The sequence below is a fragment of the Pseudomonas sp. NY15437 genome, from assembly GCF_048068435.1.
Lineage (GTDB): Bacteria > Pseudomonadota > Gammaproteobacteria > Pseudomonadales > Pseudomonadaceae > Pseudomonas > Pseudomonas nitroreducens_B.
Window position 1 is genome coordinate 232891 of sequence record NZ_JBLUQC010000002.1, and the last position, 20131, is coordinate 253021.

The 20131-nt window shown below is 65.2% G+C and carries 20 protein-coding genes; 8 read left to right on the forward strand and 12 right to left on the reverse strand.

Annotated features, from left to right (window positions below; translation table 11 throughout):
• Positions 1-3: 3 nt before the first annotated feature.
• A complete protein-coding gene (locus tag ACNFIA_RS05200; protein WP_017522225.1) occupies positions 4-705 on the forward strand; it encodes an ABC transporter ATP-binding protein in 702 nt (233 codons plus the stop codon).
• A gap of 224 nt (positions 706-929) precedes the next feature.
• Here ACNFIA_RS05200 and ACNFIA_RS05205 read toward each other — a convergent pair whose 3' ends face one another.
• The 5 genes from ACNFIA_RS05205 to xerD all read right to left on the reverse strand — a co-directional run bounded on the left by ACNFIA_RS05205 (position 930) and on the right by xerD (position 6173).
• A complete protein-coding gene (locus tag ACNFIA_RS05205; RefSeq protein ID WP_192430666.1) occupies positions 930-1211 on the reverse strand; it encodes a DUF3509 domain-containing protein in 282 nt (93 codons plus the stop codon).
• Between the two features lie 170 nt (positions 1212-1381).
• Positions 1382-2791 carry a threonine synthase gene (gene thrC / locus ACNFIA_RS05210; RefSeq protein WP_259753391.1) on the reverse strand — a complete coding sequence of 470 codons (1410 nt, stop codon included), beginning with the start codon at positions 2789-2791 and terminating at the stop codon, positions 1382-1384.
• Positions 2792-2842: 51 nt separating this feature from the next.
• Complete coding sequence (locus ACNFIA_RS05215) at positions 2843-4147, reverse strand: homoserine dehydrogenase (protein WP_259753390.1); 1305 nt, start codon at positions 4145-4147, stop codon at positions 2843-2845.
• Between the two features lie 174 nt (positions 4148-4321).
• Complete coding sequence (locus ACNFIA_RS05220; protein WP_259753389.1) at positions 4322-5050, reverse strand: thioredoxin fold domain-containing protein; 729 nt, start codon at positions 5048-5050, stop codon at positions 4322-4324.
• A 226-nt stretch (positions 5051-5276) separates the two neighbouring features.
• Positions 5277-6173: a site-specific tyrosine recombinase XerD gene (xerD, locus tag ACNFIA_RS05225; protein WP_416783258.1), complete on the reverse strand. Its 897-nt coding sequence runs from the start codon at positions 6171-6173 to the stop codon at positions 5277-5279.
• Positions 6174-6262: 89 nt separating this feature from the next.
• Between xerD and ACNFIA_RS05230 the strand changes: the two genes are divergently transcribed.
• Positions 6263-8107 (forward strand): cation:proton antiporter, encoded by a 1845-nt coding sequence (locus ACNFIA_RS05230; protein ID WP_416783260.1) that lies wholly within the window; start codon positions 6263-6265, stop codon positions 8105-8107.
• A 97-nt stretch (positions 8108-8204) separates the two neighbouring features.
• The gene (locus ACNFIA_RS05235) at positions 8205-8882 is read left to right on the forward strand and encodes a hypothetical protein (protein WP_259753386.1); all 678 of its coding nucleotides are present in this window, start codon (positions 8205-8207) and stop codon (positions 8880-8882) included.
• A gap of 140 nt (positions 8883-9022) precedes the next feature.
• On the opposite strand, the gene ACNFIA_RS05240 is transcribed toward ACNFIA_RS05235, so the two are convergent.
• The 6 genes from ACNFIA_RS05240 to ffh form a co-directional block, all read right to left on the reverse strand.
• Positions 9023-9436 (reverse strand): acyl-CoA thioesterase, encoded by a 414-nt coding sequence (locus ACNFIA_RS05240; RefSeq protein WP_416783263.1) that lies wholly within the window; start codon positions 9434-9436, stop codon positions 9023-9025.
• 162 nt (positions 9437-9598) lie between these two features.
• Complete coding sequence (gene rplS, locus ACNFIA_RS05245) at positions 9599-9949, reverse strand: 50S ribosomal protein L19 (protein WP_017522234.1); 351 nt, start codon at positions 9947-9949, stop codon at positions 9599-9601.
• Positions 9950-9992: 43 nt separating this feature from the next.
• A complete protein-coding gene (gene trmD / locus ACNFIA_RS05250; protein WP_205337068.1) occupies positions 9993-10736 on the reverse strand; it encodes a tRNA (guanosine(37)-N1)-methyltransferase TrmD in 744 nt (247 codons plus the stop codon).
• Between the two features lie 25 nt (positions 10737-10761).
• On the reverse strand, positions 10762-11289 hold the full coding sequence (gene rimM / locus ACNFIA_RS05255; protein ID WP_259759573.1) for a ribosome maturation factor RimM: 528 nt from the start codon (positions 11287-11289) through the stop codon (positions 10762-10764).
• 14 nt (positions 11290-11303) lie between these two features.
• Positions 11304-11552 carry a 30S ribosomal protein S16 gene (gene rpsP / locus ACNFIA_RS05260; protein WP_024766882.1) on the reverse strand — a complete coding sequence of 83 codons (249 nt, stop codon included), beginning with the start codon at positions 11550-11552 and terminating at the stop codon, positions 11304-11306.
• A 144-nt stretch (positions 11553-11696) separates the two neighbouring features.
• A complete protein-coding gene (ffh, locus tag ACNFIA_RS05265; RefSeq protein ID WP_024766881.1) occupies positions 11697-13070 on the reverse strand; it encodes a signal recognition particle protein in 1374 nt (457 codons plus the stop codon).
• Between the two features lie 221 nt (positions 13071-13291).
• Between ffh and ACNFIA_RS05270 the strand changes: the two genes are divergently transcribed.
• The 3 genes from ACNFIA_RS05270 to ACNFIA_RS05280 all read left to right on the forward strand — a co-directional run bounded on the left by ACNFIA_RS05270 (position 13292) and on the right by ACNFIA_RS05280 (position 17027).
• A complete protein-coding gene (locus ACNFIA_RS05270; protein ID WP_259753382.1) occupies positions 13292-14092 on the forward strand; it encodes a cytochrome C assembly family protein in 801 nt (266 codons plus the stop codon).
• A 42-nt stretch (positions 14093-14134) separates the two neighbouring features.
• Positions 14135-15427 carry an HlyC/CorC family transporter gene (locus ACNFIA_RS05275; protein WP_259753381.1) on the forward strand — a complete coding sequence of 431 codons (1293 nt, stop codon included), beginning with the start codon at positions 14135-14137 and terminating at the stop codon, positions 15425-15427.
• A 286-nt stretch (positions 15428-15713) separates the two neighbouring features.
• Positions 15714-17027 (forward strand): MFS transporter, encoded by a 1314-nt coding sequence (locus tag ACNFIA_RS05280; protein WP_416783266.1) that lies wholly within the window; start codon positions 15714-15716, stop codon positions 17025-17027.
• A gap of 70 nt (positions 17028-17097) precedes the next feature.
• Here ACNFIA_RS05280 and ACNFIA_RS05285 read toward each other — a convergent pair whose 3' ends face one another.
• A complete protein-coding gene (locus ACNFIA_RS05285; protein ID WP_416783268.1) occupies positions 17098-18093 on the reverse strand; it encodes an alpha/beta fold hydrolase in 996 nt (331 codons plus the stop codon).
• A 193-nt stretch (positions 18094-18286) separates the two neighbouring features.
• Between ACNFIA_RS05285 and ACNFIA_RS05290 the strand changes: the two genes are divergently transcribed.
• Complete coding sequence (locus ACNFIA_RS05290; protein ID WP_416783270.1) at positions 18287-18730, forward strand: CopD family copper resistance protein; 444 nt, start codon at positions 18287-18289, stop codon at positions 18728-18730.
• A 100-nt stretch (positions 18731-18830) separates the two neighbouring features.
• Complete coding sequence (gene metR / locus ACNFIA_RS05295; RefSeq protein ID WP_259753377.1) at positions 18831-19751, forward strand: transcriptional regulator MetR; 921 nt, start codon at positions 18831-18833, stop codon at positions 19749-19751.
• Positions 19752-20131: the final 380 nt, after the last annotated feature.

Sequence of the window (20131 nt, forward strand, 5' to 3'; positions counted from 1 at the left end):
GTCATGCTGAAGTTCGACAAGGTTTCCACCTTCTACGGCAAGATCCAGGCGCTGCACGACGTCAGCATGGAAGTCCAGCAGGGTGAGATCGTCACCCTGATCGGCGCCAACGGCGCCGGCAAGTCGACCCTGCTGATGACCCTCTGCGGCTCGCCGCGTGCCGCCTCCGGCAGCATCACCTACATGGGCGAAGAGCTGGTCGGCAAGGAATCCTCGGTGATCATGCGCAAGAGCATCGCCGTCGTGCCGGAAGGCCGTCGCGTGTTCGCCCGCCTGACCGTGGAGGAGAACCTGGCCATGGGCGGCTTCTTCACCAGCAAGGGTGACTACCAGGAGCAGATGGACAAGGTCCTGGCGCTTTTCCCGCGCCTGAAGGAGCGCTTCAACCAGCGCGGCGGCACCATGTCCGGCGGCGAACAGCAGATGCTCGCCATCGGCCGTGCGCTGATGAGCAAGCCCAAGCTGCTGCTGCTCGACGAGCCGTCGCTGGGCCTGGCGCCGATCATCATCCAGCAGATCTTCGACATCGTCGAACAGCTGCGCCAGGAAGGCGTGACCGTGTTCCTCGTCGAGCAGAACGCCAACCAGGCGCTCAAGCTCGCCGACCGCGGTTACGTGCTGGAGAACGGGCGCATCGTCATGCAGGACACCGGCGCCAATCTGCTGGTGAATCCCAAGGTGCGCGACGCGTACCTGGGCGGCTGATCCGTCGCTGCGATGAAAACGGCCCTTCGGGGCCGTTTTTTTTTGCCTTGCGAAGCCTGCTTTTCGTAGGAGCGAGCTGGCTCGCGAACCGTCCCAACGATGGTGCTGCAGGGAAATCCGTTCGCGAGCAAGCTCGCTCCTACAGACGTTCCTGCGATTCTCCCCGCTGCAGCCCATCCAAGAAAAACGCCGCCCCAGGGGGCGGCGTTTTCGTTGCCAGCGGATCAGGTCCCGTAGCTCAGCACCTGCGCACGCTGGCGCAACTGGGACACCACATCGTCCTCCATGCGGCCCTCGGAGATCAGCAGGTCGCGGCGGATGGTCTGCACCGCCTCCTCGCTCTGCTCATGGTCGGCCAGGTGCTGGCCTTCGATGACACGCCGCAGAACCACGTCTCCATCATCGTTGGTGAGGGTCAGGATACGGCCGCCGTCGGGGCGTGCCGGGCCCAGCGAGGAAACGTAGGGAGCGAAGGTCTCGGTCAGCAGGGCGCTCAGCCGGTCCATGTCGTATCTCCTTGTTGCGAAATGAAAAACACGCAGAAAAAGACCGCACGTTCGGCGATAAAGTTCGCCGGTTTCAGTACCGTTGGTCATGACGACATGTGTCACGGCACAATCCGCAGGCATGAAAAAGCCCGCCAGGTGGCGGGCTTTTGCGAACGGCGATCCGCGCTTTAGAGCGGTTTGCCGCGGTTGCCGTGGGCGCTGACGAAGGCCTGGACCTTGGCCAGTTCATTCGCCAGGACGGTGCAACGTTCTTCGCGCTGGAACAGGTCGGCGAGGTGCGCCGGCAGAGCCGGAACCGCCTCGATACCGGCCTTCTCCACGGCTTCGGGGAACTTGACCGGGTGCGCGGTACCCAGGGTGACCATGGGTACGGACAGGCTGCGGCGGCACTCGCGCGCAGCGCGCACGCCGATGGCGGTGTGCGGGTCCAGCAGCTCGCCGGACTCGGCGAAGACCTGGGCGATGGTTTCGCAGGTTTCCTCGTCGCTCACGGCCAGGGAGTCGAACAGGCGGCGGGCTTCGGTCCAACGGTCATCCTCGACGGCCAGCTTGCCGGTGGCCTTGAAGTTGTCCATCAGCTCGGCGACGGCCTTGCCGTTGCGGCCGTGCAGGTCGAACAGCAGGCGCTCGAAGTTGGACGACACCATGATGTCCATGGACGGCGACAGCGACGCGTGCAGGGTGTCCTTGTCGTAGCGGTTGCCGGACATGAAGCGGTGCAGGATGTCGTTGCGGTTGGTGGCGACGATCAGCTGGCTGACCGGCAGGCCCATGTTGCGCGCCAGGTAGCCGGCGAAGATATCGCCGAAGTTACCGGTGGGCACCGAGAACGCAACGGAACGGGCCGGCGCGCCGAGCTGCAGGGCGGCGTGGAAGTAGTAGACGATCTGGGCCATGATCCGCGCCCAGTTGATCGAGTTCACCGCTACCAGACGGGTGCCCTTGAGGAAGCCCTGGTCGGCGAAGCTGGCCTTGACCATTTCCTGGCAGTCGTCGAAGTTGCCTTCGATGGCGATGTTGTGGATGTTCTCGCCGAGGATGGTGGTCATCTGCCGGCGCTGCACCTCGGACACACGGTTGTGCGGGTGCATGATGAAGATGTCGACGTTCTCGCAGGCCTTGCAGCCTTCGATGGCGGCCGAGCCGGTGTCGCCGGAGGTGGCACCCATGATCACCACGCGCTCGCCGCGCTTGGTCAGCACGTGGTCGAGCAGGCGGCCGAGCAGCTGCAGGGCGAAGTCCTTGAAGGCCAGGGTCGGGCCGTGGAACAGCTCCAGCACCCACTCGTTGCCGTTGAGCTGGCGCAGCGGCGCCACGGCATTGTGAGCGAAGACGCCGTAGGTTTCTTCGAGGATCTTCTTGAAGTCGGCGTCGGAAATGCTGCCGGCCACGAACGGACGCATCACGCGGAAGGCCAGCTCGTGGTACGGCAGGCCAGCCCAGGAGGCGATCTCTTCGACGGTGAAGCGCGGCAGGTTTTCCGGCACGTAGAGGCCGCCGTCGCTGGCCAGGCCAGCCAGCAGCACGTCTTCGAAGTTCAGCGCGGGCGCCTGGCCGCGGGTACTGATGTAACGCATGGTGTGAAACCTTCGGTCTGGCGGCGGCGCTCAGGCGCCGCCGCGTTCGATTCAGTTCAGTTGTTCGACGCGGATGCGTACGACATTGCCGACGACGTCATCCAGCGCTTCCAGCGCGGCGATGGCTTCGATGATGCGAGACTCGAGCACGCGGTGGGTAACCAGGATCATCGGCACCAGACCGTCATGCTCTTCAACTTCCATCTGCATGATCGATTCGATGTTGATGCCGCGCTCGGAGAGGATGGTCGCCACCTGGGCCAGTACGCCCGGATGGTCCTTGGCCTGGATGCGCAGGTAGTAGGCGCTTTCGCAGGCGTCGATCGGCAGGATCGGGTGGTCGGAGAGCGAGTCCGGCTGGAAGGCCAGGTGCGGCACGCGGTTCTCCGGGTCGGCGGTCATGGCGCGAACCACATCCACCAGGTCGGCGACCACCGAGGAAGCGGTGGGTTCCATGCCGGCGCCAGCGCCGTAGAACAGCGTGGAGCCCGCGGCGTCGCCATTGACCATGACGGCGTTCATCACGCCGTTGACGTTGGCGATCAGGCGGTCGGCCGGGATCAGGGTCGGGTGCACGCGCAGCTCGATACCCTTGTCGGTACGGCGGGCGACGCCCAGGTGCTTGATGCGGTAGCCCAGGGCCTCGGCGTAGTTCACGTCGGCGGTGGTCAACTGGGTGATGCCTTCGGTGTAGGCCTTGTCGAACTGCAGCGGGATGCCGAAGGCGATGGATGCCAGGATGGTCAGCTTGTGCGCGGCGTCGATGCCTTCGACGTCGAAGGTCGGATCAGCCTCGGCGTAGCCCAGCGCCTGGGCTTCCTTGAGCACGTCGGCGAAGGCGCGACCCTTCTCGCGCATTTCGGTGAGGATGAAGTTGCCGGTGCCGTTGATGATGCCGGCCAGCCAGTTGATGCGGTTGGCGGCCAGGCCCTCGCGGATCGCCTTGATCACCGGGATGCCCCCGGCCACGGCGGCTTCGAAGGCGACGATGACGCCCTTCTCGCGGGCCTTGGCGAAGATCTCGTTGCCGTGCACGGCGATCAGCGCCTTGTTCGCGGTGACCACGTGCTTGCCGTTCTCGATGGCCTTGAGCACCAGCTCATGGGCCAGGGTGTAGCCGCCGATCAGCTCGATGACCACGTCGATTTCCGGGTTGTTCGCCACGTCGAAGATGTCGGCAGTAATGGGGGTACTGCCGGTATCACACTTCGGATTGGGGCGACGGGCGGCAATCTGCGCAACCTCGATACCACGCCCGGCACGGCGGGCAATCTCCTCGGCGTTGCGTTTGAGTACATTGAAGGTACCGCCACCGACGGTCCCCAACCCACAGATTCCCACTTTCACCGGATTCACGCTGAAACTCCCCATGATTACAGCATCGGGGCGCCTGACGCACCGACGCCCGCCAGGAGGCGGGCGCGGCGGCAGACACCAAATCGGAACAGGCGGACTGCCTGTTCCCTAGTCAAAAGGAACCGAACATTACGAAGCGGTTCCGCATTAGTCAATCGGCGCGCAAGCCGCGACTTACTTGGCTTCCAGGGCCAGCTTGGCGATCTGGCCGGCCGGCTGGTAGCCCGGCAGCATGGTGCCGTCGGCGAGGATGATCGCCGGGGTGCCCTGCACACCGACCATTTGGCCCAGGGCGAACTGCGCGTCCACCGGGTTCTCGCACTTGGCGGCCTTCACTTCCTTCTCCTGGAACATGTCGCTCATGGCCGCCTGGCGGTCCTTGGAGCACCACACGGCCTGCAGTTGCTGGTCGCCCGGCGAGTTCGGCCCCTGCCGCGGGAAGGCCAGGTAGCGCACTTCGATGCCGCGCTTCTGCAGTTCCGGCACCTCGGCGTGCAGCTTCTGGCAGTAGGGGCAGGTGGTGTCGGTGAAGACAGTGATGTGCGCCTTGGTTTCGCCCTTGGCCGGGAACACCACCATGTCCTTCGCGGCGATGGCGTTGACGGTCTTGGCGACGCCGGCGCTCTCGGCCTTCTCGGTCAGGTTGGTCGGCTTGCCATCCTTGACCTGATAGATGTTGCCCTGCACGACGAACTGGCCGTCGGCGCTGGCATAGAGGATACGACCGCCCTTGAGCTGCACCTGGTAGATGCCATCCAGGGGACCCTTGGAGATGTTCTCGATGGGCAGGTCGGGCTGCAGGGACTGCAGGGTGGTGCGGATCGCCTGGTCCGGCTCGGCGGCCAGGGCGAGGGTGCTGACGAGGCCAAGGGCCGCGCCAGCCAGAAGTCGGGACAAACGCATGGAAAACTCCTGATGTCGGTCGGCGAAGACTACCACACCGGTGCGGCAAGACCGAGCCAAAGGCTGTAGCCGGAAGCTTCGGCGGCGCTAGCGGTTAAGACCCTGGTCGCAAAGATCGAACAAGGTGTAGACATCCCGTCGCGACAACCTGCCCACGCTCTACCCCGGCCCGGCCATCCTTGGCCGGTCGTTCGCGGGGCAACGCATGCCTTGCCAGAGCCCCCGCTCACCCACGGGGATGGTGCTGGGCGTGGAGGTCCTGCAGCCGCGCGCGGGCGATGTGCGTGTAGATCTGCGTGGTGGAGAGGTCGCTGTGGCCCAACAGCATCTGTACCACGCGCAAGTCGGCGCCGTGATTGAGCAGATGAGTGGCAAAGGCATGGCGCAAGGTGTGCGGCGAGAGACTCTTGCCGATACCGGCCACCTTGGCGTGCAGCTTGATGCGGTGCCAGAAGGTCTGGCGGGTCATCTGCTCGCCGCGCAGGCTGGGGAACAACACGTCGCTGGGCCGCCCCGCCAGCAGGTCGCCGCGCGCCTCGCGCACGTAGCGCTCGATCCAGCGGATCGCCTCCTCGCCCAGCGGCACCAGGCGTTCCTTGCTGCCCTTGCCCAGCACGCGCACCACGCCCTGACGCAGATTGACCTGCTCCAGCGTCAACCCGACCAGCTCGCTCACGCGCAATCCGCAGGCATAGAGGACTTCCAGCATGGTGCGGTCGCGCAGGCCGAGCGGATCGTCCGTTTCCGGCGCCGCCAGCAGGGCTTCCACATCCGCTTCCGACAACGATTTGGGCAACGGCTTACCCAGTTGCGGCAACTCGACCAGCAGGGTCGGATCCTCGGCGATCAGCCCCTCGCGCAGACAGAAACGGTAGAAGCCGCGCAGGCCGGAGAGAAACCGCGCCGTGGAGCGCGCCTTGTAGCCCTCGCCGAGGCGCCAGGCCAGGTGATCGAGGATCACGTCGCGCCCGGCGGACTCCAGCGCAACGCCCCGTTCGCCCAGCCAGCCATTGAACAGGGCGAGGTCGCTGCCATAGGCACTGCGGGTGTTGTCGGACAGTCCTTTCTCCAGCCAGAGAGCATCGAGAAAGCGATCGATCAGGATATGGGGAACCGGGGTCATTTCAGGCCAGAGCGAAGGAAATTACGGCGCGGGTAGTCTTTCATATCCTTCATCTTCCTCTCCACTCTCACGCAGGACCTCGCCGCTCCATGGATGAACACAGCACCTACTACGCCCTCGCCGGCATCGGCGCCGCTTCCCTCGCCAGCCAGTGGCTGGCCTGGCGCCTGCGCCTGCCGGCGATCCTGTTCCTGCTGCTGAGCGGCATCCTGGTCGGGCCCGTCCTGCACCTGCTGAACCCGGAAGTGCTGTTCGGTCCCCTGCTATTCCCCCTGGTGTCGCTGGCGGTGGCACTGGTGCTGTTCGAGGGCAGCCTGACCCTGCACCTGGACGAATGGAAGGAAATCGGCACGGTAGTGCGCCGCATGGTCACCCTCGGCGCCCTGCTCACCTGGGGCGTCATCGCCCTGGCGACCCACTACCTGCTGGACTTCACCTGGGAAATGGCCCTGCTGTTCGGCACCCTCACCCTGGTCACCGGCCCCACGGTGATAGTGCCGATGCTGCGGGTGGTGCGCCCCAACGCCACCATCGCCAACATCCTGCGTTGGGAAGGCATCGTCATCGACCCCATCGGCGCGCTGCTCGCGGTGGTGGTCTACACCTTCATCGCCGCCAGCGACAGCGGCTCGGGCTGGACCGACAGCCTGCTGACCTTCTTCAGCGTGATCGGCACCGGCATCCTCGCCGGCCTGCTCGGCGGTCAGGCACTGGGCGTGGCGCTGCGCCGCCACTGGCTGCCGGACTACCTGCACAACCTGGCCTCGCTCTCCGTGGTACTGGGCCTGTTCGTGCTGTCCAACACGCTGATGTCCGAATCGGGCCTGCTGGCGGTGACCGTCATGGGCCTGCGCCTGGCCAACATGCAGGGCGTCGACGTGCGGCAGATCCTGCACTTCAAGGAAAACTTAAGCGTCCTGCTGATCTCCGGCCTCTTCGTGCTGCTTGCGGCGCGCCTGGACCTCTCCGCCCTGCTCGGGCTGGGACCGATTGCGCTGCTGGTGCTGGCACTCATCCAGTTCGTCGCCCGTCCGCTGGCCGTGCTGGTTTCCACCGCCGGCTCCTCGCTCGACTGGCGCGAACGCGCCCTGCTGAGCTGGATAGCCCCGCGCGGCATCGTCGCCGCAGCCGTCTCGGCGATCTTCGCGATTCGCCTGCAGGAGGCCGGCCACGCGCAGGCCGGCGTCCTGGTGCCGCTGACCTTTCTGGTCATCATCGGCACGGTGATCCTGCAAAGCGCCACGGCGCGCCCGCTTGCCCGGCTGCTGAAGGTCGCCGAGCCGGTACCCACCGGGTTCCTCATCATCGGCGCCAACCCCGTGGCCCGCGCCATCGGTACCGGGCTGCAGAATGCCGGGGTGAAGGTGCTGCTCACCGACTCCAGCTGGGAGAACACCCGCGCGGCGCGCATGGAGCACCTGCCGACCTACTTCGGCAATCCCGCCTCGCAGCACGCGGAGGCCCATCTGGACCTGATCGGCCTCGGCCATCTGCTGGCGCTCTCGCCCAACGCAGAGCTCAACGCCCTGATGTGCATGAGCTTCCGCCACGAGTTCAGCCCGCGCCATCGCTTCATCCTGCCTACCAGCCAGGACAGCCGGCGCAGCGAAAAGCACCGGGTCAGCGACCGCCACCGCGGCCACCCGCTGGGCCAGAGCCTCGTCACCTACCCGCAGATGGCCGGGCTGATCGCCCGCGGCGCGGAGGTCCGCTCGACCCTGCTCACCGACAGCTTCGGCTGGGCGGAATACCAGGCGCAGCACGGCCAGCGCGCCCAGCTGCTGTTCGCTCGCGATCCGAACGGGCGCCTGCACATCGCCAGCCCCGACCACCCGCTCTCCCCGGCCAGTGGCTGGACAGTGATTGCGCTGATCGAGGACGCATCGGAACCCGTTGCCGGCAGGAGCGAGACGGCGCTGGCCCTGACAACCTGACGACCGGCCATGTCAGCCTATCTTTAGGCTGGTGACAGAAAGTGCCTGACAGACAATGATTGCAACACGCCATCATAGCGCCCACGAAGCCCACGCCATGCCCAGTCAACAGAACTCCCGCCTCGGTCAGATCCTCGTCAGCAAGGGCCTGATCACCTCACAGCAGCTGGATAAGGCCATCCAGCTCCAGCTCACCAACGGATTGCGCCTGGGCGAAACCCTGATCCAGCAGGGCTGGATCAGCGAGCGGCAACTCGGCCGCGCGCTGAAGAAGCAGAACAACCTGCGTCTGGCGGCGACCCTGGTCGCCGCCCTGCTCAGCCCGTTCCAGCTGGCCAGCGCCGATGTGCAGCGCCAGGCGCCGTCCAGCATCACCCGCCATGAAGCCCCCAAGGGCCTCAAGCCGCTGAGCGACCGCGAGATGAGCGACGTCAGCGCACAAGGCTTCGACGACACCCTGCAAAGCCTGCTGGTCAGCGCCGAAAGCGGCGATGGCGTCGGTGCCATCAAGCAGCTGTCGCGCCTGGTGATGCCGGTGGTCGATAGCCTCGATGCAGAAACCTCCCTGCACGACGTGCAGTACGACACCGCGCACGCCTCCTCGTCGCTGAACCCGGACGGCTCGATCAACGTGCGCCTGCCCAGCTCCATCGGCGAGGTGCGCTTCGACAACATCCGCGTCGCCGGCGCGCCGAAGACCCAGAGCATGGGCAGCCTGAGCCTGCAGAACATCGACCTGTCGCAAGCCTCGCTGAAGATCAGCCTGCGGCACTGAAACGGTCGGCGGGCTTTCTGTAGGAGCGAGCTTGCTCGCGAACCAGGTTTGCCGGTCACATCAATGTCAGGCGGTTCGCGAGCAAGCGCGCTCCTGCCAGTACGGATCAGCGAAGGCGCCCACGGGCGCCTTCTTTCGTTTCAGGCCTCGAAGCCAGGAAGGACAGGCACCGGGCGCTTCTCATCGTCGATGGCGACGAAGCTGAACAGCCCGTGGATGGCCTTCTCGCGGCCGTCGACGGACATGCTCTCGACGAACACCTCTACCTCGACCTTGAGGCTGGTGTTGCCGACCTTCACCACCCGGCCGATCAGCTCGACGATGGAGCCGGCGGGAATCGGGTGCTTGAAGTCGATGCGGTCGGTGGACACGGTCACCAGCGGCAGGCGGCAGAAGCGCGTCGCGGCGATGAACGAAACCTCGTCCATCCAGGCCAGCGCAGTGCCGCCGAACAGCGTGTTGTGGTGGTTGGTGGTGGGCGGGAAGATCGCCTTGGTCACGCGGGTTTCGGACAGCTCCGTACGACGGAGGATTTCCTGTTCTCTGGGGCTCATGCCACTGCTACCTGATGCAATGAGGGTGGCTGCCGGTGCTGCGGGATGTTGTGTTTCTAATGCGCTGCCGGGGGCAGATGGGGTATTCACTGAGAGAGCGAAAAACACACGGGCAAGAAAAAAGCAGCCCGTGGGCTGCTTTTTTCAGGACGAACCGGCGACTTAGGCCAGTTTTTCCTTGATACGAGCTGCCTTGCCGGACAGTTCGCGGAGGTAGTACAGCTTGGCCTTGCGCACGTCGCCGCGACGCTTGACGCTGATGCTGTCAACCAGCGGGCTGTAGGTCTGGAAGGTACGCTCTACGCCTACGCCGTTGGAGATCTTGCGAACGGTGAAAGCACTGTTCAGGCCGCGGTTACGCTTGCCGATGACAACGCCTTCGAAGGCCTGCAGACGCTGACGGTCGCCTTCCTTCACTTTAACCTGGACGATTACGGTGTCGCCGGGGGCGAACGCCGGAATCTCTTTGCTCATCTGTTCAGCTTCGATCTGCTGAATGATCTTGTTGGTCATTTCGTGCTCCTAAGACAAGCGCTCGGCGCTCGCCATCGATACGTTAACTATCGTCCCGCTGGCGGATGTATTCCTCCAGCAGCTTCTTCTCTTCTCCAGAAAGCGAGCGGCAATCCAGAAGATCGGCACGTCGTTCCCAGGTCCTGCCTAAGGACTGCTGCAAACGCCAGCGCCGGATGTGTTCGTGGTTGCCGCTGAGCAGCACCTCAGGAACACGTTTGTCTGCGTACACCTCAGGTCGGGTGTAGTGCGGACAGTCGAGCAGGCCATCCGTGAAGGAGTCCTCCTCGGCGGAGTCCACGTGGCCCAGTGCACCGGGCAACAACCGCGTGACCGCGTCAATCAGCACCATGGCCGGAAGCTCACCCCCGGACAGGACATAATCGCCAACTGACCATTCCTCATCGACATGCTCTTCAATGAAGCGCTCGTCGATGCCTTCGTAACGCCCGGCGATCAGGATCAGTCGTTCCTCGTTCGCAAGTTCTTTCACGGCCGCCTGCGTCAGCTTGCGACCTTGCGGCGACAGGTAGATCACCTTCGCCGGTCCGCCTGCGGCTTGCCGGGCATCGCCCAGTGCGCCTTCGAGCGGCTTGATTTTCATCACCATGCCGGGACCACCGCCGAAAGGCCGGTCGTCCACCGTCTGGTGACGGTCCTCGGTGTTGCTTCGCGGGTTGAAGCACTGAAGCTGAATCAGCTCCTGCTTGACCGCGCGACTTGTGATGCCGTAGTCGCTGATGGCGCGAAACATCTCCGGAAAGATGCTGATGACCCCTATCCACATTGGCTGAAGGCTCTCATCCACAGGATTAGAAATCCGCGTCCCAGTCCACCCGAATCTCACCGGCTTCCAGGTCCACCGCTTGTACGCACTGATCCGTATACGGGAGCAGGCGTTCACGGTCGTCCAGGCTGCCTGCGCAGGGCTTGACCACCATCACATCGTTGGCGCCGGTCTCCAGCATATGGTCGAGAATCCCGAACAGTTGCCCGTTCTGGTCGATCACCTTGAGACCTTCCAACTGGCTCCAGTAGAACTCGCCATCGTCCAGCACCGGCAGCTCGCTGCGCGGGACCAGGATTTCGAATTCGGCGAAGGTGCGGGCGATCTCGCGATCATCCAGTCCCTTCAGCTTCGCGACCAGGACATTGCCCTGCACGCGACCTTGGACCAGTTCAGCCTGTCGAACCTCGTTGCCACGCTTGAGCGTCCAGCGACGGTAATCCAGCAGGTTGTCCAACGGATCGGTAAAGGAATACACCTTCACCTCACCACGAATGCCGTGCACCGATACGATCTTGCCGAGAACGATCATCTCCTCGGCGGGAGCAGGCATCGTGTTCATCGATCTCAGGCAGCCTTGGCGGCTTCCTTGATCAGCTGAGCAACACGCTCAGACGGTTGAGCGCCTTGGCTCAGCCAGTAGTTCAGACGCTCCTGGTTGACCGAGAGCTTGACTTCGGCGCCAGTGGCGACAGGGTTGAAGAAGCCGACGCGCTCGACGAAACGGCCGTCACGAGCGTTGCGGCTGTTGGTCACGGTCAGGTGATAGAACGGGCGCTTCTTGGAGCCGCCACGAGCCAGACGAATGGTTACCATGCGTACGTTGTTCCTATGGTTTGCTTGCAAAAAAGAAATGCAGCCCTCGGGCACATAGCCCGAAAGGCCGCATATTCTATGAGCTAAAGCCCCGCGCCGCAAGCCGCAGCGCGCTCGGCCCGCCGGGCGGCGAGCCGTCTGGGGTCACATCTTGGGCATGCCGCCGGGGAACATGCTGCCCATGCCGCGCATCATCTTGGCCATGCCGCCCTTGGCGGTGACCTTCTTCATCATCTTCTGCATCTGCTTGTGCTGCTTGATGAGGCGACCGACGTCCTGCACCTGGGTACCCGAGCCCATGGCGATGCGGCGCTTGCGCGAACCGCTGATCACTTCCGGATCGCGGCGCTCGGCGGGGGTCATGGAGTTGATGATCGCCTCCATCTGCTTGAACTGCTTCTCCGCCGCGTTCTGCGCATTGCCCATCTGCGACAGGTTGACGCCGCCGAGCATCGGCAACTTGTCCATCAGGCTGCCCAGGCCGCCCATGTTCTTCATCTGTTGCAGCTGATCGCGGAAGTCTTCCAGGTCGAAGCCCTTGCCCTTCTTGATCTTCTTCGCGAGCTTCTCGGCCTTCTCGCGGTCCATGTTCTGCTCGGCCTGCTCGATCAGGCTGAGCACGTCGCCCATGCCGAGGATGCGCGAGGCCACGCGATCAGGGTGGAACGGATCGAGCGCTTCGCTCTTCTCGCCCATGCCCAGGAACTTGATCGGCTTGCCGGTGATGGCGCGCACGGAGAGCGCCGCACCGCCACGGGCGTCGCCGTCGACCTTGGTCAGCACCACGCCGGTCAGCGGCAGCGCATCATTGAAGGCCTTGGCGGTGTTGGCGGCGTCCTGGCCGGTCATGGCATCGACCACGAACAGGGTTTCCACCGGCTTGATCGCCGCGTGGACCTGCTTGATCTCGTCCATCATGTCGGCATCGATGTGCAGACGACCGGCGGTATCGACGATCACCACGTCGATGAACTTCAGCTTGGCTTCGCGAATGGCCGCTTCGGCGATGGCCACCGGCTTCTGGCTGGTGTCGGACGGGAAGAAGGTCACGCCGATATCGCTGGCCAGGGTTTCCAGCTGCTTGATCGCCGCCGGGCGATAGACGTCGGCGGACACCACCAGCACGGACTTCTTCTTGCGCTCTTTGAGGAAGCGCGCCAGCTTGCCGGCGGTGGTAGTCTTGCCCGCGCCCTGCAGGCCGGCCATGAGAATCACGGCCGGGGGAGCGGCGTTGAGGTCGAGGTCCTCGTTGGCCGCGCCCATCAGCTCGACCAGCTCGGCCTGGACGATCTTCACGAAGGCCTGGCCCGGGGTCAGGCTCTTGGAAACCTCGGTGCCAACCGCGCGATCCTTGATCTTGGCGACGAAGTCCTTGACCACCGGCAGGGCCACGTCGGCCTCCAGCAGGGCCATCCGCACTTCGCGGAGCGTGTCCTTGATGTTGTCCTCGGTCAGCTTGGCCTTGCCGGTGACGTGGCGCAGCGTTTGCGAGAGGCGATCTGTAAGGTTTTCGAACATGCGCGTTCCTAATCAGGCCCGGTCGGACCAGGGTTTGGCTTGTCAGCAAGCCGCCGATTATAACCAAGTGCGGCCAGCGCCAACACCGCCGATGATCCCGATGTGACGGACCGCGTCGCAGGCCAGAAGCGAACTGTTCGCAACGGCTTTCTCGGCGCGGGCGATCTGTGCCAAACTCACGACCTTTCGGGTCCCCTTTCCAAGGACTGTTCCAAGGACTTATGCAACCTCTGCTGCCCAGCCTGATCGCCGCCGTCCTTTATATCGGCACCACCGCCTACCAGGGCGCAAGCCTGGCCCGCCGCACCCCGCCGCAGAAACCGCTGCTCCTCCTGCTGGGCCTGCTCGCCCTGCTCTGCCAGGCGTACAGCCTGAGCCAGGAGCTGCTGACGCCGGCCGGCCTGGCGCTGGACTTCTTCAACGCCGCCAGCCTGATCTCCGCCGCGGTCACCGCCCTGACCCTGCTGGCGTGCCTGCGCATTCCGGTGCACAACCTGCTGATCGTGCTCTATCCGCTCGGTGCGCTGACCACCCTGCTGGCCGTGCTCGTGCCCCATGGCACCATCGAGCCGATCAACGAGCAGCCCGGCATCCTCGCCCACATCCTGCTGTCGATCCTGGCCTACGGCCTGCTGACCATCGCCGTGGTCCAGGCGCTGCTCCTGCTGGTCCAGGACCATCAGCTCAAGCACAAGCACCCGTCGGGCCTGATCCGCAACTTCCCGCCGCTGCAGACCATGGAAAGCCTGCTGTTCGGCTTCCTCTGGGGCGGCTGGTCGCTGCTCTCGCTGTCGCTGATCTCCGGCTGGCTGTTCGTCGACAACCTGTTCGCCCAGCACCTGGCGCACAAGACCATCCTCTCCTGCTTCGCCTGGGTGGTGTTCGGCGTGCTGCTGTGGGGCCGCCACCAGCTCGGCTGGCGCGGCCACAAGGCGATCCGCTGGACCCTCGCGGGTTTCTGCCTGCTGATGCTGGCCTACTTCGGCAGCAAGCTGGTCAAGGAATTCATCCTGCACATCTGACGCTTACGGCGGCGCCCGAGCGCCGCTGAAGGACCTGCGCGCATGGAAGAGATCCACCCCGGCTACCTGATCGGCCTGCTCGTCTTCCTGATCCTCTGCTCGGCGTTCTTCTCCAGCGTCGAGACCGGCATGCTCAGCCTCGACCGCTACCGCCTGCGCCACCTGTCCAAGCAGGGCAACCGTGGCGCACGGCGCACCAGCTGGTTGTTGCTGCGCACCGACCGGCTGCTGGGCACCATCCTGATCGGCAACAACTTCGTCAACATCATCGCCTCGTCGCTGGCGACCCTGCTGGCCCTGCGCCTGTGGGGCGAAGCCGGGGTGGCGGTCGCCACCGTGGTGCTGACACTGATCCTGCTGATCTTCGGCGAGATCACGCCCAAGACCTACGCCGCGCTGCGCCCCGAGCGCGTGGCCTTCCCCGCCAGCCTGCCGCTGATCTGGATGCAGAAGCTGTTTACCCCGCTGCTCTGGCTGATGACCGGCATCAGCAACCTGCTGCTGCGCCTGGGCGGCCTCGACCCGACCCAGCGCGGCAACAAGCCGCTGAGCAATGACGAGCTGCGCAGCGTGGTCACCGACTCCAGCGAGAAGCTCACCAACAACCGCCAGGACATGCTGCTGAGCATCCTCGACCTGGAAAAGATCACCGTGAACGACCTGATGGTGCCGCGCAACGAAGTCCAGGGCATCGACCTGGACGACGAGCTGGAAACCATCATCGGCCAGTTGCGCAACACCACCCACACACGTCTGCCGGTGTTCCGCAACGACATCAACCAGGTGGAGGGCGTGGTGCACATGCGCCAGATCGCCCGCCTGCTGACCCACAACCAGCTGACCAAGGAAAGTCTCAAGGCCGCGTGCCTGGAGCCCTACTTCGTGCCCGAGAGCACGCCGCTGTCGACCCAGCTGATCAACTTCCAGAAGCAGAAGCGCCGCATCGGCATCGTCGTCGACGAGTACGGCGAGGTCATCGGCATCATCACCCTGGAAGACATCCTCGAAGAAATCGTCGGCGAGTTCAGCAACCAGAACACCCTGCGCAACCCGGACATCCACCCCCAGGCCGACGGCACCTACGTCATCGATGGCTCGGCCAACCTGCGCGACGTCAATCGCGCCCTGGGCTGGCAGCTGCCCAGCGACGGGCCGAAGACGCTCAACGGCCTGGTCACCGAAGCGCTGGAGCAGATTCCAGACTGCGCGGTGTGCCTGAAGATCGGCCGCTACCGCCTGGAAATCCTCCAGTCCGGGGAAAACCGGGTGAAAAGCGTGCGCGCCTGGCTGCCCGGCGCCCCACCGAAAGAGCCCTACGCCGACGAGCTTGCCTGAGGCGCCCCGCCCGCCCCTATAATCCGGACGGCTTACCCAGCCTCCCGCCGACGCCCGCCGCTACCCGCGACGCCGCGCCGGCCAGTCAAACGCACGCCCCGCCGAGCCTCGACCCCGCGTCGTTGCCTTGCGAAGCAGCCGGCCTCGCCCTGACCCGCCGCGAGCCGCGCCCACCCTGCCCCGATCCCGGGCCGCGCTCGCACTCGCGCCAGGGCGATGCCTCAAGAAACGTCGGACACGACCTTCAGAGTCGTCGCCGCGCCTGACTGCCAGGGATCGACCCCGTATGACCAGCGCCACCCTCGAAGCCGCACAACCGGCTGAACAGACCAACTCCACCACCCGCGTCGCGGTGGCCAGCTTCATCGGCACCGCCATCGAGTTCTACGACTTCTACGTCTACGCCACTGCCGCCGCCCTGGTGATCGGCCCGGTGTTCTTCCCGCAGACCTCCGGCACCGCCCAGGCGCTCAGCGCCTTCCTCACCTTCGGCATCGCCTTCCTCGCCCGCCCGCTGGGCTCGGCCTTGTTCGGCCACTTCGGCGACCGCATCGGGCGCAAGTCGACCCTGGTGGCCTCGCTGCTGCTGATGGGCATCTCCACCACCCTGATCGGCCTGCTGCCGGGCTACGACAGCATCGGTGCCTGGGCGCCGATCCTGCTCTGCGTGCTGCGCTTCGGCCAGGGCCTGGGGCTGGGCGGCGAATGGGGCGGCGCCGCGCTGCTGGCCACGGAGAACGCGCCCAAGGGCCGGCGCGCCTGGTTCGGCATGTTCCCGCAGATGGGTCCGTCGATCGGTTTCCTCGCCGCCAACGGCCTGTTCCTCTGCCTGGCCCTGCTGCTCAGCGAAGAACAGTTCCGCGCCTGGGGCTGGCGCATCCCCTTCGTGCTCAGCGCCGTGCTGGTCATCGTCGGCCTCTACGTACGCCTGAAGCTGGTGGAGACCCCGGTGTTCGCCAAGGCCATGGAGCGCCACGAGCGCGCCAGCCTGCCCATCGCCGAACTGTTCACCAAGCACTGGCGGCCGACCCTGCTGGGCGCCCTGGCGATGGTGGTGTGCTACGCCCTCTTCTATATCTCCACGGTGTTCTCGCTCAGCTACGGCGTCAGCACCCTAGGCTACAGCCGCGAGGACTTCCTCGGCCTGCTGTGCATCGCCGTGCTCTTCATGGCCGCGGCGACGCCGGTCTCGGCCTGGCTGAGCGACCGCTTCGGGCGCAAGCCGGTGCTGATCGTCGGCTGCATCGCCGCCATCGCCTCGGGCTTCGCCATGCAGCCGCTGCTGAGCCAGGGCTCGTCTGTGGAAGTGGCGGTGTTCCTGTCGCTGGAACTCTTCCTCATGGGCGTGACCTTCGCCCCCATGGGCGCCCTGCTGCCGGAACTCTTCCCCACCCATGTGCGCTACACCGGCGCTTCGGCGGCCTACAACCTGGGCGGCATCCTCGGCGCCTCGGTGGCCCCGTATATCGCCCAGAAGCTGGTGGGCCTGGGCGGTTTGAGCTGGGTGGGCGGCTACGTCTCGGTCGCCGCCGCGCTCAGCCTGCTGGCCGTGCTGTGCCTGCGCGAGACCCGCGGGGATGACCTGAACGATATTCGCTGAGCCAGGCAACTGCACGACTGGATTCCGCAGGATCAGGACCGCGGGCAAGCCTGCAGGTAGCTCAGCAAACTCACAGCTGGGCGACGTGCCCGCCGCCCTGGTGTTCGCGCAGGTAGGGCAGCACCGCGCCCAGCAGGGGTTCCTTGAAGTCTTCCTGGAAGCGGTGGGCCATGCCGGGGATCAGCTTGAGCACCGAACCGCGAATGTGCGCGGCCACGTGCACGCCATGCATGACGGGCAGCAGCGGATCGGCAGTGCCGTGAACCACCAGGGTCGGCACGTTCAGGCGGTTGAGCAACTCCACCCGGCTGGGCTCTGCGAGGATCGCCAGCATCTGCCGTTGCACGCCTTCGGGGTTGAAGGCGCGGTCGTAGGAGCGCGCCGCCTGCTGCAGCAATTGCTGGCGGTCATCGCGCACCTCCGGGCTGCCCAGCGCCGCGAGCAGATCGGCCTGTTGCTCGATGGCCTGCTCGCGGCTGGCCGCTTCGCGCCGGGCCAGCAGGCGCAGCAGCGATTCGCTGGGCGCCGGCAGCCCCTCGGCCCCTGAACTGGTCATGACCAGGGTGAGGCTGATCACGCGATCCGGCGCGAGGTCGGCCACATGCTGGGCGATCATCCCGCCCATGCTCGCGCCAAGCACATGGGCGCGCTCGACGTGCAGGGCATCCAGCAGGTGCAGCGCGTCGCCGGCCATGTCGGTCAGGCTGTAGGGCGCGCTGACCGGCAGCCCGAGGCGATAGCGAATCACTTCGTAGGTCAGGTTGCCGCTGGGTGTGGGCACGCGCCAGGACGACAGGCCGACATCGCGGTTGTCGTAACGGATCACCCGGAAGCCCTGCTGGCACAGGGCCTCGACGACCTCGTCCGGCCAGTGGATCAATTGCCCGCCCAGGCCCATGACCAGCAACAGCGTCGGGTCCTGCGGTCGGCCGATGCTCTGGTAGGCCAGGCGCACGTCGCCCAGGTCGACCAGCTCGGTCGGCACCCGCGCGTCGCAGCGCTCGGCGGCAATAGTGAGGGAGGGCAGGCCGCACAGGAGCGCGACTGCCAGCAAAAAAGCACGCATGAGTGAAAATCCGGAACGCAAAACCCCAGTTGAGCGCGATTCTGATGAATTTCCGTCGCTCGCTCTGCCACAGGTCCGTGACAGTTTGATGAAAGGCGCCGAGCGGTCAGCGACGGCCGTTCCCATGATCCGGATCAAGGGAAGCCGCCCCCTCCACTGGCGAACATACGAAACCTCCACTCGGACGTTTCCCATGGCCTACCCCATCCTGCTGGTGCTGCATCTGTTCGCCGCGATCCTGTTCGTCGGCACGGTATTTTTCGAAGTGCTGATCCTTCGGGGCATCCACCATCAGGTGCCGCCGGGCACGATGAGGCTGGTCGAGGGCGCACAGGGCCACCGCCTGCGCCGGGTGATGCCGTGGGCGATCCTGGCGCTGTTCGGCAGCGGCCTGGGCATGCTGCACCTGCGCTATGCGCCGCTGCTCGCCGACCCGCTGGCATCGACCTTCGCCACCCTGCTGAGTCTCAAGCTGCTGCTGGCGGTGAGCGTCCTGGGGCATTTCATCTTCGCCCTGTACTCCTTCCGCGTCGGCCGCATGACGGGTCAACGCTCCCGGCGCATCCACTCCAGCGTGTTCGCCCACGTGGTGCTGATCGTTCTGCTGGCCAAGGGCATGTTCTATCTGAGCGGCTGAGGGCGGGCTGGTGAAGCGCCCGCCGGGGGCTTATCATGAGTCCAGCTCAATTGCTCCGCCGTTTGATCAAGATTTCCTCATAGTGAGGCGAGGCCGCGCCATGCTTGAACTCCGTCACCTGAAAACCCTGCATGCCCTGCGCGAAGCCGATAGCCTGGTGGAGGCCGCCGAGCGTCTGCACCTCACGCAGTCTGCCCTCTCCCACCAGTTCAAGGAGCTGGAGGAGCGCCTCGGCCTGTCGCTGTTCATCCGCAAGACCAAACCGGTGCGCTTCACCAGCGCCGGCCTGCGCCTGCTGCAACTGGCCGACTCCGTGCTGCCGCAACTGCGTGGCGCGGAGCGCGACCTGGCACGCCTGGCCGGCGGCACTGCCGGCCGCCTGCACATGGCCATCGAGTGCCACAGCTGCTTCCAGTGGCTGATGCCGACCATCGACCAGTTCCGCGACGCCTGGCCGGAGGTGGAGCTGGACCTTGCCTCGGGCTTCTCCTTCGCTCCGCTGCCGGCCCTGGCGCGCGGCGACCTGGACCTGGTGGTGACCTCCGATCCGGTGGACATCGCCGGCATCACCTATGTGCCGCTGTTCACCTACGAAGCGCTGCTGGCGGTGGACAACCACCACGCGCTGGCCGGCAAGTCCTACATCGTCCCGGAAGACCTGGCCAACCTGACCCTCATCACCTACCCCATCGAGCGCGATCGCCTGGATATCTTCACCCGCTTCCTCGAGCCCGCCGACGTCGAACCGGCACAGGTGCGCACCTCGGAGCTGACGGTGATGATGATGCAGCTGGTGGCATCCGGCCGCGGCGTCTGCAGCCTGCCCAACTGGGCGCTGCACGAGTACAGCTCGCGGGGCTACGTGACCGCCAAGCGCCTGGGGGAAAAGGGCCTGTACTGCACACTGTTCGCCGCCATCCGCGCCGACATGCTGGACGCGCCGTTCATGCGCGATTTCCTGCTGACCGCCAAGGACACTTCCTTCGCCACGCTGGAAGGCGTCAGCGCTGCCAAGGGCTGACAGCCAATACTCGCCGCCGGGCATGTCTGACGAAACGGGTGTAGGCAAACGGGCGCCGTCATCTTCGCTTCCATAAAAAAGGCCCGCCATTGCTGGCGAGCCAAGGAAGTTAACGATTGACTAGTCGATCAATCATTACACGCCTTGTAGGACAAGGCGCGAGACGCATGATCCCCTAGCTGACAGCCCTCTCCAAGTCCGCTTATCGATGTAGGAATTCGCTGCGGTATTTTTGAGATTTCCACCGCATCGTCAGCAATTTCCTCACACCACACCGCGATTACTCCGGCAACCACGGCACTTTCCATACGCCGATCACCCTCGTTCCTGTCGGAAACAGCGCCCCGATCGACAGCGAAGCCTCCCCCCATAAAAAAGGC